This window comes from Rhodococcus sp. Eu-32 (assembly GCF_003336925.1).
GTDB lineage: Bacteria > Actinomycetota > Actinomycetes > Mycobacteriales > Mycobacteriaceae > Rhodococcoides > Rhodococcoides kyotonensis_B.
The window spans coordinates 47,581-59,967 of sequence record NZ_QGNK01000011.1 but is presented as its reverse complement, the minus strand read 5'-3'; the positions used below and the strand labels follow the sequence as shown (position 1 = coordinate 59,967).

At 66.3% G+C, this 12,387-nt stretch carries 13 protein-coding genes; 6 read left to right on the top strand and 7 right to left on the bottom strand.

Features of this window, described 5'->3' with window-relative positions:
- Positions 1 to 119 precede the first annotated feature (119 nt).
- Positions 120 to 1,136 (top strand): DUF5914 domain-containing protein, encoded by a 1,017-nt coding sequence (locus tag DK926_RS14855; protein ID WP_114331065.1) that lies wholly within the window; start codon positions 120 to 122, stop codon positions 1,134 to 1,136.
- 9 nt (positions 1,137 to 1,145) lie between these two features.
- Here DK926_RS14855 and DK926_RS14850 read toward each other — a convergent pair whose 3' ends face one another.
- Genes DK926_RS14850 through DK926_RS14835 form a run of 4 tightly spaced genes read right to left on the bottom strand, consistent with a single transcriptional unit; the run spans position 1,146 to position 5,786 of the window.
- Positions 1,146 to 2,627 (bottom strand): FAD-dependent oxidoreductase, encoded by a 1,482-nt coding sequence (locus DK926_RS14850; protein ID WP_114331064.1) that lies wholly within the window; start codon positions 2,625 to 2,627, stop codon positions 1,146 to 1,148.
- Complete coding sequence (locus DK926_RS14845; RefSeq protein ID WP_114331063.1) at positions 2,624 to 3,358, bottom strand: class I SAM-dependent methyltransferase; 735 nt, start codon at positions 3,356 to 3,358, stop codon at positions 2,624 to 2,626. The genes DK926_RS14850 and DK926_RS14845 overlap by 4 nt, the downstream gene beginning before the upstream one ends.
- The gene (locus tag DK926_RS14840) at positions 3,355 to 3,588 is read right to left on the bottom strand and encodes an RNA-binding S4 domain-containing protein (protein WP_068429806.1); all 234 of its coding nucleotides are present in this window, start codon (positions 3,586 to 3,588) and stop codon (positions 3,355 to 3,357) included. Before DK926_RS14840 ends, DK926_RS14845 begins: the two co-directional genes overlap by 4 nt.
- 14 nt (positions 3,589 to 3,602) lie before the next feature.
- Complete coding sequence (locus DK926_RS14835) at positions 3,603 to 5,786, bottom strand: heavy metal translocating P-type ATPase (protein ID WP_114331062.1); 2,184 nt, start codon at positions 5,784 to 5,786, stop codon at positions 3,603 to 3,605.
- 308 nt (positions 5,787 to 6,094) lie between these two features.
- Between DK926_RS14835 and DK926_RS14830 the strand changes: the two genes are divergently transcribed.
- The 5 genes from DK926_RS14830 (at position 6,095) to DK926_RS14810 (ending at position 9,441) form a co-directional block, all read left to right on the top strand.
- Positions 6,095 to 7,777: a cutinase family protein gene (locus tag DK926_RS14830; protein WP_114331061.1), complete on the top strand. Its 1,683-nt coding sequence runs from the start codon at positions 6,095 to 6,097 to the stop codon at positions 7,775 to 7,777.
- Between the two features lie 124 nt (positions 7,778 to 7,901).
- Positions 7,902 to 8,288, top strand: coding sequence for a helix-turn-helix transcriptional regulator (locus DK926_RS14825; protein ID WP_068430095.1), 387 nt, complete (start codon positions 7,902 to 7,904; stop codon positions 8,286 to 8,288).
- Positions 8,289 to 8,307: 19 nt separating this feature from the next.
- Positions 8,308 to 8,715, top strand: coding sequence for a VOC family protein (locus tag DK926_RS14820; RefSeq protein WP_114331150.1), 408 nt, complete (start codon positions 8,308 to 8,310; stop codon positions 8,713 to 8,715).
- 40 nt (positions 8,716 to 8,755) lie between these two features.
- Positions 8,756 to 9,055 (top strand): helix-turn-helix domain-containing protein, encoded by a 300-nt coding sequence (locus tag DK926_RS14815; RefSeq protein WP_114331060.1) that lies wholly within the window; start codon positions 8,756 to 8,758, stop codon positions 9,053 to 9,055.
- Positions 9,052 to 9,441, top strand: coding sequence for a VOC family protein (locus DK926_RS14810; RefSeq protein ID WP_114331059.1), 390 nt, complete (start codon positions 9,052 to 9,054; stop codon positions 9,439 to 9,441). Before DK926_RS14815 ends, DK926_RS14810 begins: the two co-directional genes overlap by 4 nt.
- A gap of 18 nt (positions 9,442 to 9,459) precedes the next feature.
- Here the strand turns inward: DK926_RS14810 and dmpG are convergent, their stop codons facing one another.
- From dmpG to DK926_RS14795, 3 genes are read right to left on the bottom strand one after another with little or no spacing between them, the layout of a single operon-like run.
- Positions 9,460 to 10,518, bottom strand: coding sequence for a 4-hydroxy-2-oxovalerate aldolase (gene dmpG, locus DK926_RS14805; RefSeq protein ID WP_114331058.1), 1,059 nt, complete (start codon positions 10,516 to 10,518; stop codon positions 9,460 to 9,462).
- The gene (locus DK926_RS14800; RefSeq protein ID WP_114331057.1) at positions 10,515 to 11,462 is read right to left on the bottom strand and encodes an acetaldehyde dehydrogenase (acetylating); all 948 of its coding nucleotides are present in this window, start codon (positions 11,460 to 11,462) and stop codon (positions 10,515 to 10,517) included. The genes dmpG and DK926_RS14800 overlap by 4 nt, the downstream gene beginning before the upstream one ends.
- A gap of 4 nt (positions 11,463 to 11,466) precedes the next feature.
- Positions 11,467 to 12,276 (bottom strand): fumarylacetoacetate hydrolase family protein, encoded by an 810-nt coding sequence (locus tag DK926_RS14795; RefSeq protein WP_114331149.1) that lies wholly within the window; start codon positions 12,274 to 12,276, stop codon positions 11,467 to 11,469.
- Between the last annotated feature and the right edge of the window lie 111 nt (positions 12,277 to 12,387).

Genomic DNA, 12,387 nt, shown 5'->3' with positions numbered 1-12,387 from the left:
GCGCGGAACCCACACGAACCCCGCACGCCCACCCCCACCCGCGCACCTTCCAGCACACGCGCACGTTGCAACCCGCGCAGTCGCTGCAACCTGCGCGGAACCCGCCTACCCTGTTGATCATGGTGTCGCTCGAAGCGCTACGCAGCCGCTGGCCGAAGAAGATCCCCCTGCAACCGCTTCCGACCGAGTCGTGGGCGAAGCAGGAGCCCACCTGGAAAGGCGCGAACCCGCAGGTCATCGAGTCCGCGTTGAAGCGCGCGAAGACCAGGCCGACGGGCAACTGGTTCGTCTTCGCCGCGAGCCGCGACATCGGCACCAAGGAACCGTTCGGCCGCGACATCGCCGGCATCGAACTCGTTGCCTGGCGAGACGACACGGGCGGCATCCACATCGCACCCGGTTCGTGCCCGCACCTCGGCGCGCCGCTCGACAAGGCCAAGATCGAGTGCGACTCCCTCATCTGCCTGTGGCACGGCATGCCGCTCGGCCCCAAGGGTCGCCCCGGCTGGCGACCGTTTCCCGCGTTCGACGACGGCGTTCTCGTGTGGGTCCGCCTCGACGACCTCGGCGGCGAGGAGCCGACGGCAGTGCCCATCGTCCCGATCCGCCCCGCCGCGTCGACGAGCATCGACGCCGTCATCACCCTGACGGGTATCTGCGAGACCGACGACGTCATCGCCAATCGCCTCGACCCGTGGCACGGCGCCTGGTTCCACCCGTATTCGTTCGCGCGACTGAAGGTCGTCGACGCGCCCCGCGACATCGACGTCCCCGAGGAGGACGACCGATTCCTCGTCGACGTCACCTTCCGCGTCAGCCGGGGCATCGGCGTCCCGGTGCGCGCGGAGTTCGTCTGCCCGGGTCCACGCACGATCATCATGCGCATCCTCGAAGGCGAGGGCGTGGGAAGCGTCGTCGAAACCCATGCGACGCCGCTCGGCCCCGGTCCGGACGGCAAGCCGCGCACGGCGGTCATCGAGGCCACCATCGCGAGCTCGGACCGCAAGGGCTTCAAGATTGCCCGACGCGTCTCGCCCGTGTTGCGTCCGGCGATGAACTTCACCGCCGCCCGGTTGTGGAAGGACGACCTCGACTACGCCGAGCGTCGGTACCACCTCAGGTCGAAGGGGCGCTGACCCGCCCAGTCAGAGCCGCTTGGCCAACTCCTCGAACACGCGATACCGCCCACGTACCGGGACGGTCAGGATGTCGTGCCCCGCGATACCCCAGCCGGACAACAGTGTGTTCGCCGCCGAAAGACCCGTCGTCGCTGCACGTTCCATCAGTGCGACGGGCAGGTCGATGCGAATTCCGTCGCCCGCCAACACGAGCCCCGGCTCCGGTGTGCGCACGGTGGGCCTGCGGGCGAAATCTCCGAGGCCGAAGAGCGGGCAATCGTCGCGCCACTCGGACCGTTCGGCGACCACAGCAGCATCCAAGGTCTCCGGATAGATCTCATGCATCCGCGCCATCAGCTGCTCACGCGTGACGTCCTCGGATTCCGTTGCGGCATAGGCGTGCAACTCGACGACCGAACCGCCCGTGCGCCCAGCCCATTCGGCAGCCTCGTCCTCGAACCTCTCGAGCACACTGATGTTGTCGATCGGCGGCATTCCACCGGTGCCGATGAACGCGGGTCGGTCCGCGTTCACGGGCTTGTCCAGCCACACGCGGTGCACCAGGAACGGCGGCGTGTTCTGCAGCCCTGCCACCTGCGAGCGCCACGCGGCAGTCCCCAGAGAACCGGTCAACTTCTGCAGGCCACCGATATCCGTCGCCAACACCACCGCGTCGAACTTCTCACCGTCGACGTCGAAGCCCCGCGAGATCTCCTTCACCGCCGCACCCAATCGGATGTCGACGCCGAGGCCGGTCAGATACTCGCCCAACGGTTCCCACAGCGACTGCGGGTACGGCCCGACCGGCACGTCGAACACCAACCCCTCGGACGAGCCCAGGAAGTACAGGTGGAACATCATCGCCAGTTCGGCCGCCGACATCTCTTCCGGGTCGGCGAAGAAGCTGCGCGAGAACACCCCGAACGCAAGGTGACGGGCCGGCTCGGGAAAGTTGATGCGCCGCAGGAACTCCGCGGCGGGCACCTCGTCGAGCTGCTCGTAGATTCCGGGCACGCTGACCGTCATCAACGGAAGCGCCGCAACAGCGTTGAGCGAGAACAGGTCTCGCAACCGGAACGTCGGACTCCGACCGACGAACGCGAACGCATTCAACCCCGGCGTCGACGGCAACCCCTTGAATCCGTCCACGCGGCCGGAGCCGTCGATCAGCGGGTAGTCCTCCACCTCGTGCAACCGGGACAGGTCAGGATCGGTCCGCCGCAACAGGTTCCGTAGGTTGTAGTACTGCCGGAAGAACGCGTGGAACCCGCGGCTCATCGTCGCAGGCGACCCGTCGTCCAGAACAGTCGACCAACCGCCGACCCGGCCACCCAGGTACGACTCCTTCTCGAACACCGTAACGGAGACGCCGCGTTCCGCCAGCGCTGTTGCCGCCGACAACCCGGCGATACCGCCGCCGATCACCGCGACGCGCGGCACCGACGCCAACGACGCAGCAGACGGATATCCGTCCGGCCCTTCGTGTACGACGCGTCTGCGGTCGTTCATACGATCTCCGACGGCCGCGCCCCGAGGAACGTGTGTACGACGCCGTTCTGCCATCCGGTCATCGTCTCGGTGCCGAGGCCGGTGAACCCGGCGCGCTGCATGCGCCGCGTGAATTCGGTTGCGCCGTCGAACGTCACGACACTGCGCCACAGATGCTTGTACAGCGTGGCATCCCGAGTCGCGAGATACCCCAGCGGAATGATCACCGCCCAGCACACCAGCGACCACAACGCCTGCGCACGACGGGAATCGCGCACCGAGTACTCGTGGAACGCGATCGATGCACCCGGTTTCAGCAAGGACCACAACGACTTCAGCTCCGTGTCCGGGTCGTCGACGTTCCGGATCAGGTACGCGGCGAGGATACCGTCGAACGGCCCGTCGACCCCGTTCTCGTGCAGGTCTTCCACCCGCGAGTGCACGAACGTGACGTTGGGTGGCCACTGCTTGCTCCGCGCGACTTCGAGCATCTCCGACGACGCATCGGCCGCGATGATCGTGGCGTGCGGCGCAGCTTTCAACAGCGCAGCCGTGGATGCGCCTGTGCCACAGCCGATGTCGAGCAAGGTAAGCCCGTCGCCCAGCCCGGGCAGCCGTAGTCGCTCGGCGGACTTGGCGAGGTGCTCGTGATATCCGGGGTTGGCGCCGACGAGCCTGTCGTACGCCCGCGCGCCGACGTCGAACGCGCCTGGAACTTGCTCTCTGGGTAGACCGCGCTCGCCGACGCTCACCAGCCGCCACCGTTCACGACGCGGGCGGAAGGCCCACCGTCGATGGAGACGACGTCTCCTTGATGGAGCTGCCTGCCGCGTCGCACATCGACTTCCCCGTTGACGCTGACCAGGCCGTCGGCGATGATTTCCTTCGCCTCGGACCCGGACTCGATGAGATTCGCGAGCTTCAGGAATTGCCCGAGCCGTATCGACTCGTCACGGATAGGGACATCTACTGCGTCGGCCATTCCTCCATCTTGTACTACGAGGCAGAAAATCTCCGCAAACGCAGACTGTTACTGACCACGAACACCGAAGAGAAGGCCATCGCCGCCCCCGCGAGCATCGGATTCAGCAGGCCCGCTGCCGCGAGCGGAATCGCCGCGACGTTGTACGCGAACGCCCAGAACAGGTTGCCCTTGATGGTCGTCAACGTGCGCCGCGACAACCGAATGGCGTCGCCGACGGCCCGTAGATCCCCACGCACGAGCGTCAAGTCGCTCGCTTCGATCGCGACGTCGGTGCCCGTCCCCATCGACAGGCCGAGATCGGCCGTGGCCAAGGCGGCCGCGTCGTTGACGCCGTCGCCCACCATCGCGACGACCTTGCCCTCGGACTGAAGCCGAGCAACCGCGTCGACCTTTCCTTCCGGCATGACGCCCGCGATGACGTGGTCGATTCCGACCTCGGCGGCGATCTTCTTCGCCGCCGCTTCGTTGTCGCCGGTCAGCATGACGGGCGTCAGGCCGAGCTCGCGTAGTTCGGCGACGGCCTGTGTCGACGTGGGTTTGATCGCGTCGGCGACGACGAGAACGCCGCGTGCCGTGCCGTCCCACCCGATCGCGACCGCGGTACGGCCGTCGTGTTCGGCGTCGGCCATCGCCATCTCGAGCTCCGGCGGGAGCGGCTGAGCCCACTCCGTCAGCAGCGCAGCACGTCCCAGCACGACGGCTCGGCCGTCGACGATTCCGGTGACCCCCGCGCCCGCCACGTTCGAGAACTCGTCGACGGGCCACTTGTCCTCGGCCGCATCGGCTATCGCACGCGCGATCGGATGCTCGGAGCCTGCCTCGATCGAACCGGCAACGCGCAGAACCTCGTCCGCATCCTCGCCGGGCGCGGCATGGACGGCGAGCAGCGTCATGACGCCGGTGGTGACGGTTCCGGTCTTGTCGAGCACGACGGTGTCGATGCGACGCGTCGACTCGAGCATCTCAGGGCCCTTGATCAGAATGCCGAGCTGCGCGGCCCGTCCGGTGCCGACCATCAAGGCCGTCGGCGTCGCCAATCCCAGTGCGCACGGGCACGCGATGATGAGCACCGCCACCGCGGCGGTGAAGGCAGCGGCGACGGAACCGCCTGTGCCGAGCCAGAACCCGAGCGTTCCCACCGAGATGGCGATGACGATCGGCACGAAGATACCGGAGATGCGGTCGGCGAGCTTCTGCGCCTGCGCTTTTCCGGTCTGTGCGTCCTCGACGAGCTTGGCCATCTGCGCGAGCTGGGTGTCCGATCCGATCCGCGTCGCCCGCACGACGAGCTTGCCGCCGACGTTGACCGTCGCACCGACCACGGTGTCGCCCACGGCTACCTCGACGGGCACGGATTCACCGGTGAGCATGGACGCGTCGACCGCGGACGCACCGGAATCGACGACGCCGTCCGTCGCGATCTTCTCTCCCGGTCGCACGAGGAACAGGTCTCCGACAGCGAGATCGGCCACGGGAACTTGATATTCGACGCCGTCGCGCAGCACCGTCACGTCCTTGGCACCGAGATCGAGCAACGCCCGCAGCGCCGACCCGGCCCGACGCTTGGACCGCGACTCGAAGTAGCGACCCGCCAGGATGAACGTCGTGACGCCTGCCGCGGCCTCGAAGTAGATGTTCGACGACCCGTCCATTCGAGCGATCGTCAGCTCGAACGGGTGCTTCATGCCCGGCGTGCCCGCGGTTCCGAAGAACAGCGCGTACACCGACCAGCCGAGCGCGGCGAGCGTGCCCATCGAGACGAGCGTGTCCATCGTCGACGTGCCGTGCCGCAGATTGGTCCACGCAGCCTTGTGGAACGGCCACGCACCCCACACGACGACGGGTGCAGCCAAGGTCAGCGACAACCACTGCCAGTTCGTGAACTGCAGCGCAGGCACCATCGCCATCGCGATCACCGGGACCGACAGAACCGCCGAGACCAGCAATCGCTGTTTCAGCGGATCCGTCTCCGGAGCCTCTTCGGGTTCCGCGGCCGGGAGCGTCGCGGTGTACCCCGCGGCTTCGACGGCCTTGATCAGGTCCTCGGCGGGGACGCCGTCACTCGTGACACGCGCCTTCTCGGTGGCGTAGTTGACCGTCGCGGTGACGCCGTCGAGTTTGTTGAGTTTGCGTTCGATCCGATTGGCGCACGACGCACACGTCATGCCGCCCAGAACCAACTCGACCTGGGTCATTCCTCCCGCCATTCTTTCACTGGCCATCGACTACCTGCGCATGTTCGTGCTGAGCCGGAGCTTCTCCGACCGGTCCAACGGCGGTACCGAGTGCGTAAGTTGCGAAGAACACCAATGTAATTCCGACTACGTACCCCGCGAGCTTCACCGTCGTGTTCATCACTCCGTTCTACCATACCCCCCTAGGGTATGGTAGAACGGAGTTCCCGACGCCCTGTAACGCGAATGACAGGAGAGACGAATTCCGTGTAGCCCGCCCGCGCCGCACGCCCCTCGGATGCAGCGCGACGAACTGATTGGGATGGAACATGGGTATTCGCTCGCCTCGCAAGACCCGACGGCTGATCACCAGCGCCGTCGCCTTCGTGTCCCTGGGAGCCCTGGCCGTCGGTGCAGCGGTTCTCACCACCGACACGCTGTCGTCGTCCGATGCCGAGGTAGAACTCGCGTCGACCGCGACCTGCTACGACATGGTCAGCATCGCGATCGGTGGACGCGGCGACACTCCGAGCAACAGCGCGACGAAGTTTCTGACGACGCCCGACGGCAAAGCCCTCCCGGCCGCGCTCGCAGGCGATTTCGAGAGCGATTGGATCGACCAGATGGTCGGCGCTCCGAACGACGCCGTGAAGCAGGGTTCGTACGCAGCCGTGTACATCGACTACCCGGCCAACCTCGCCACCTACGAGACCGCCGTCGACACCGGTGTCCAGAACGCCCAGACCGTCATGAAGGCCATCGTCGCGTCGTGCCCGAAGACCCGTTTCGCCATCGTCGGCTACAGCGAGGGCGCCGACGTCACGCGTCGCACCGCGATGGAGATCGGCAACCAGGTCGCCGACGACAACGGCAAGTACGGCATCGTGGACCCGGCGCAGGTCGTCGGCGTCGTGATTCTGGCCGACGCGGGGCGCGAGGACGGCGACAATCCGTTCCCCGGCTCGAAGACCGGCACCAACCCGGACAACTTCGACACCAAGTACCAGAACAACGCGTCGGGTCCCGCAGGCGCGGGCGCGCTGCCGGGCACGGCAGGCAGCTTCGGAGCACTCGATGGCAAGGTCGCGTCGTTCTGTTCGCAGAAGGACCTGACCTGTGCGATGCCGCAGAACACGTCGCTGCTGCACCTGGCCGCCAACGTCGGCCGTCAGCTCGACGTCGACGCCATCCAGCGCGACAACACGGTCACCCCTGCCACCGGCGCCGACATGGCCATGGTCATCGGACGCATCGCCGGGCTTGCCTTCATGGACATCGCGTCGCAGGACAACTGGCTCGCCGGTGACGAGACCTTCCTCCAGGTTCTGATCAAGGTCTCCGAGCCCGGGTACACACCTCCTGACCCGACCACCAAGGTATCCGCGAAGACGGACACCGAGGAAGGAACGGACCCGACCGAGGAGCCGTTGCCCGCAGACAAGGCCGTCAACCTGGCCTACCTGCCGTCGAAGATCGTCAAGGAGATCGTCGGCCTCATCGGATCGAACACCGACACCGTTCCCGTGCTGATGAACGACCCGTACGGTCAGACGCTCGGCCCCGGCTCGGGAGCGCACTTCGACTATTGGCGTGACGCGGACGCGTCGAACGGACGCCCGCTGACGTCGGCACAGTACGCCGCGGCGTGGCTGACCCAGCTCGCCAAGGATGCCGAGGCGGGCAAGCCGATAAAGTCGGCCGAGGTTCAGCAGAAGGCGCTCCTGGTCGCGCAGTCGGCAACCCCGGCTCCGACGACGACATCCGCTGCACCGGTCGCGTCCGGCGCCTCGGTTCAGCCTGTCGCACCGGCCGCGCCTGCCCCTCTCGCAGCAGTTCCTGCCGCTCCCGCCGAGGTCGCTCCCGTCGCCCCGGTCGAGGGTGCCCCGGCTCCTGGTCTCCCCGTCGAGAGCGTTCCGGCCGTTGTCACGGAGACCCCGGCCGCCCCGTCGACGACGGAAGCACCGGTCACCACATCGGTCGCGCCGACCACGACGGCGACGCCGACACCCTGACGGTCGCACCCCTCGGCCCCCAATCCGTACTCGGGTTGGGGGCCGATCTGCGTTCCGGGCGTGGAACGATGCGTGGGTGACACCGGAACGTGCGGAAGAACAGCGCTTGCGCGACATCACCGCCATGCGACGCGTTCGCGACCGGATCGACCGCGAGTACGCGAAACCTCTCGACGTCGACGCACTCGCGCGCGGTGCGCACATGTCCGCCGGTCATCTGAGCCGCGAATTCCGCCGCGTCTACGGCGAATCCCCGTACTCGTACCTGATGACGCGACGGATCGAGCGGGCGATGACGCTGCTGAGGCGCGGGGACATGAGTGTCACCGAGATCTGCTTCGCCGTCGGCTCGTCGTCGCTCGGCACGTTCAGTACTCGGTTCACGGAGCTGGTCGGCGTGCCGCCGAGCGTCTATCGACGCGACCACTCACAGCACGGCGAGGGCATTCCGCCGTGCCTGGCCAAACAGGTGACGAGACCGGTCAGGAATCGAGAAGCGCGGCAGCAGTAGCCCCTTTAGCGTGATGGACATGAACATCACCATTCACTACACGTTCCTCCCGCACACCGATGCCGACGCGGCACTGGGCTTCTACCGCGACACACTGGGTTTCGAGGTCCGCAAGGACGTCGGCTACGAAGACATGCGGTGGATCACCGTCGGGCCCGTCGGACAGCCGGGCACCTCGATCGTGCTTCACCCGCCTGCCGTCGACCCCGGAATCACCGACGACGAACGTCGCACCATTCTCGACCTCATCGCCAAGGGTTCGTACGGCGCCGTGACGCTGGCCACCGACGACCTGGACGGTCTTTTCGAGCGTCTGCAGGCGGCGGGGGCGGACGTACTGCAGGAACCGATCGATCAGGACTACGGCGTGCGCGACTGCGCCTTCCGCGATCCCGCCGGCAACCTGATTCGCGTCAATCAGCTCTGATCCGTTGACAGGCAAGTCATCGCTTGCCTATGGTGAGGGCGTGACCGAACAGCCGGACGACTCCGAACTGTTCAAGGCGCTCGCAGACCCGACTCGCCGAATCATCCTCGACGAGCTGGTGGAGCGCGACGGTCAGACATTGTTCGAACTGTGCACGAGATTGATCATGAATCACGGCAATTCGTCGTCGCGGCAAGCAATTTCGCAGCATCTCGACGTCCTGGCCTCGGCGCAGCTGGTCCGCGCCGAGCGCCAGGGCCGCTACAAGTTCCTCTATGTCGACACACGCCCACTCGCCCGGATCCAGCAACGCTGGCCCATCGCTCAGGAGTTCACGTGAAGATCTACATCTCGTCCCTGTTCGTCCCCGACCAGGACAAGGCACTCGAGTTCTACACCACGACACTGGGTTTTCTCGTCAAGCACGAGATCCCGCTCGGTGAGCACAAATGGCTCACCATCGTCAGCGCCGAGAATCCGGACGGCCCGGAAGTGTCCCTCGAGCCCGACGTGCACCCGGCCGTGAAGCCGTTCAAGACCGCGTTGATGGACGACGGTATTCCGGCGACGTCGTTCATGGTCGACGACGTGAACGCCGAGTACGAGCGGCTCACGAAGCTCGGCGTCGTGTTCACGCAGCAGCCCACCGAGATGGGCTCGATGACCCTCGCGACGTTCGACGACACCTGCGGCAATCTGATCCAGATCGTCAGCGGCGCAGAGTAGGCGCGAGGGCATCGGCGGTCAGGATCGGACGCGTCGCTCGGACGACAGATCCAACGCGATGTCGGCGATCAGGTCCTCCTGACCTCCCACGAGTCCGCGCTCACCGACGGCGAGCAGAATCGAGCGCGTGTCCAATCCGTACTGCGCGGCAGCGGATTCGGCGTGCCGAAGGAAGCTCGAGTAGACGCCCGCATAGCCCAGGGTGAGCGTTTCGCGATCGACCTGCACCGGTCGATCCTGAAGAGGACGCACGATGTCGTCGGCCGCATCCTGCAACCCGAACAGGTCGCAGCTGTGCTTCCACCCGTACAGCTCTGCGACGGCCACGAACGGCTCGAGCGGACAGTTACCGGCGCCTGCGCCGTGCCCGGCCAGCGACGCGTCGACACGCGTCACGCCTTCCTCCACGGCCACAACGGAATTGGCCACGGACAACGACAGGTTCTGGTGAGCGTGAATTCCGATCTGCGTCTCGGGATCGAGCACGTCCCGATAGGCGCGCACGCGGTCGCGCACCCCATCCATGGTCAGACGCCCACCCGAGTCGGTGACGTAGACGCACTGGGCGCCGTAGGACTCCATCTTCTTCGCCTGCTCCGCGAGAAGAGCCGGCTCCGCGAGATGGGACATCATCAGGAACCCGGAGACGTCCATGCCGAGTTCTCGTGCCGTCGAGATATGTTGCGCGGACACGTCCGCCTCGGTGCAATGGGTGGCGACGCGGACCGACGTCACTCCCATCTCGAACGCCCGCTTCAGCTCCTTGACCGTCCCGACACCGGGAAGCAACAGCGTCGTGAGCCGGGCCCGATGAACCTGAGCCGCAGCAGCTTCGATCCATTCCCAGTCGGTGTTGCTGCCAGGGCCGTACGTGAGGCTGTGGCCTGCGAGGCCGTCCCCGTGCGTCACCTCGATGGCGTCGACGCCGGCACGGTCGAGCGCGCCCGCGATTCGCCCCACGTTCTCGGGGCTGATGCGATGCCGCAACGCGTGCATACCGTCGCGCAGCGTCACGTCCTGGATGTACAACGCCGCGCCGTGGGGCACGGTCGAACGGTTGTCGGTCGAGATGCTCATCGTGCTGCCACCTTTGCCCTGTCGCCCGCGATCGTCTCCGCGACCTGCAGTGCCGCCGACGTCATGATGTCGAGATTTCCCGCGTACGCCGGGAGGTAATGTGCAGCCCCCTCGACCTCGAGGAAGACCGAGACCTTCCACAGTCCGGGGCCCTTGTCGACCCCACCGGTCAGCGTGGTCATCGAGTCGCCGTCGTCCACACGCGTGAACTGCACGTCCTGCTTGAGGCGATATCCCGGTACGTACGCCGACACCGTGTCGATCATGTCGAGGATCGACCGGCGGATCGCATCCTCGTCCGGATCGGACACCAGTGCCAGGACGGTGTCTCGCATGATGAGAGGCGGATCTGCCGGGTTCAACACGATGATGGCCTTGCCGTGCGCCGCACCGCCCACCTGTTCGATCGCGGCGGCCGTCGTCTCGGTGAACTCGTCGATGTTGGCCCGGGTACCGGGACCTGCGGACTTCGACGCGATCGACGCGACGATCTCCGCGTAGTGAACCGGGGTGACGGACGAGATCGCTGCCACGACGGGGATGGTCGCCTGTCCGCCGCACGTCACCATGTTGACCACCGGCGCGTCGAGGTGTTCGTCCAGGTTGACCGCGGGGACGACGAACGGGCCGATCGCGGCGGGCGTCAGGTCGATAAGGCGTTTGCCGTACGGACGCAACGCCTCCTCGTTCGCCTTGTGGGCGGCAGCCGACGTGGAGTCGAAGACGATCTCGATGTCGTCGAAGTCCGGGTGTTCGATCAGACCCTGGACGCCGGTGGCGACGGTGTCGATGCCCATCCGGGCGGCGCGGGCGAGGCCGTCGGATGCCGGGTCGATTCCGACGAGGACGGCGATCTCGACGTTCTTCGCGATCCGCTTCAATTTGATGACCAGATCGGTTCCGATGTTTCCGGACCCGATGACTGCGGCCTTCGTGGTGGCCATGGTGCTACCTGTCCTCTTCCGGTCGATGCGTGAATGTGGCTGTGGCGGTGCCGATTCCCGAGATCGTCGTCGTGTACGTGCTTCCCGGTGCGACGGGGACCATCGGGCCGAGCGCTCCGGTCAGCACGATGTCGCCTGCGCGGAGCGGGGCACCGAACTCGATGCAGGTGTTCGCCAACCACACCAGTGCGTTCCACGGACTGCCCAAGCAGTCCGAACCACGACCGGTGGACACCTCGACTCCGTCCGCGGTCAGCGTCATCGCGACCGAGGCGAGATCTGGTGCATCGACACGTGGCACCGAATCGCCGAGCACGAACAGGCCGGACGACGCGTTGTCCGCCACCGTGTCGGCCAGCGAGATGTCCCAGTCTGCAATTCGGCTGTCGACGATCTCGAAGGCCGCGAACACGGTCGAGACCACATCGGGCGCCCGTTCTGCGGTCAACTCTTCGGTGACGTCGACATCGAGGATCACGGCGATCTCCGCCTCGATCTTCGGTTGCAGGACACGGGTGATGTCGAGCGGGCCCGCTCCCGTGCAGTCCATGTCGTCGAGCAACACTCCGAAATCGGGTCGGTCGACGCCGAGTTGACGCTGGACGGCGGGCGACGTCAACCCGATCTTGCGACCCACGACAGTCCGCCCCGACGCGAGCAGCGCATCGATGTTGCGTGACTGAATCCAGTACGCGGACGCGATGTCGTCGCGGCCGATGAGATCACGCACCGGTGAACACGGCTGCCCGGTGCGCGCCGCTGCGGCGAGACGATCCGCGGCTTCGCCGATCGTGTGTGGCTCCAACGTTGTCATGAGGCACAGAGTAGGAACGGCGACGGTCACTGCATACGAGATCGGTCCGGTCAGCGGTCCCGCACCGTTCGCACGACAACCGATGCGCATCTAGTGTCGACGACATCCAGC

Excerpts from the sequence above, each read along its gene's own strand:
- DK926_RS14855 (WP_114331065.1), top strand. The coding sequence starts at position 120 with ATGGTGTCGCTCGAAGCGCTACGCAGCCGCTGGCCGAAGAAGATCCCC.
- DK926_RS14850 (WP_114331064.1), bottom strand. The coding sequence starts at position 2,627 with ATGAACGACCGCAGACGCGTCGTACACGAAGGGCCGGACGGATATCCG.
- DK926_RS14840 (WP_068429806.1), bottom strand. The coding sequence starts at position 3,588 with ATGGCCGACGCAGTAGATGTCCCTATCCGTGACGAGTCGATACGGCTC.
- DK926_RS14835 (WP_114331062.1), bottom strand. The coding sequence starts at position 5,786 with ATGACCCAGGTCGAGTTGGTTCTGGGCGGCATGACGTGTGCGTCGTGC.
- DK926_RS14830 (WP_114331061.1), top strand. The coding sequence starts at position 6,095 with ATGGGTATTCGCTCGCCTCGCAAGACCCGACGGCTGATCACCAGCGCC.
- DK926_RS14825 (WP_068430095.1), top strand. The coding sequence starts at position 7,902 with ATGCGACGCGTTCGCGACCGGATCGACCGCGAGTACGCGAAACCTCTC.
- DK926_RS14820 (WP_114331150.1), top strand. The coding sequence starts at position 8,308 with ATGAACATCACCATTCACTACACGTTCCTCCCGCACACCGATGCCGAC.
- dmpG (WP_114331058.1), bottom strand. The coding sequence starts at position 10,518 with ATGAGCATCTCGACCGACAACCGTTCGACCGTGCCCCACGGCGCGGCG.
- DK926_RS14800 (WP_114331057.1), bottom strand. The coding sequence starts at position 11,462 with ATGGCCACCACGAAGGCCGCAGTCATCGGGTCCGGAAACATCGGAACC.
- DK926_RS14795 (WP_114331149.1), bottom strand. The coding sequence starts at position 12,276 with ATGACAACGTTGGAGCCACACACGATCGGCGAAGCCGCGGATCGTCTC.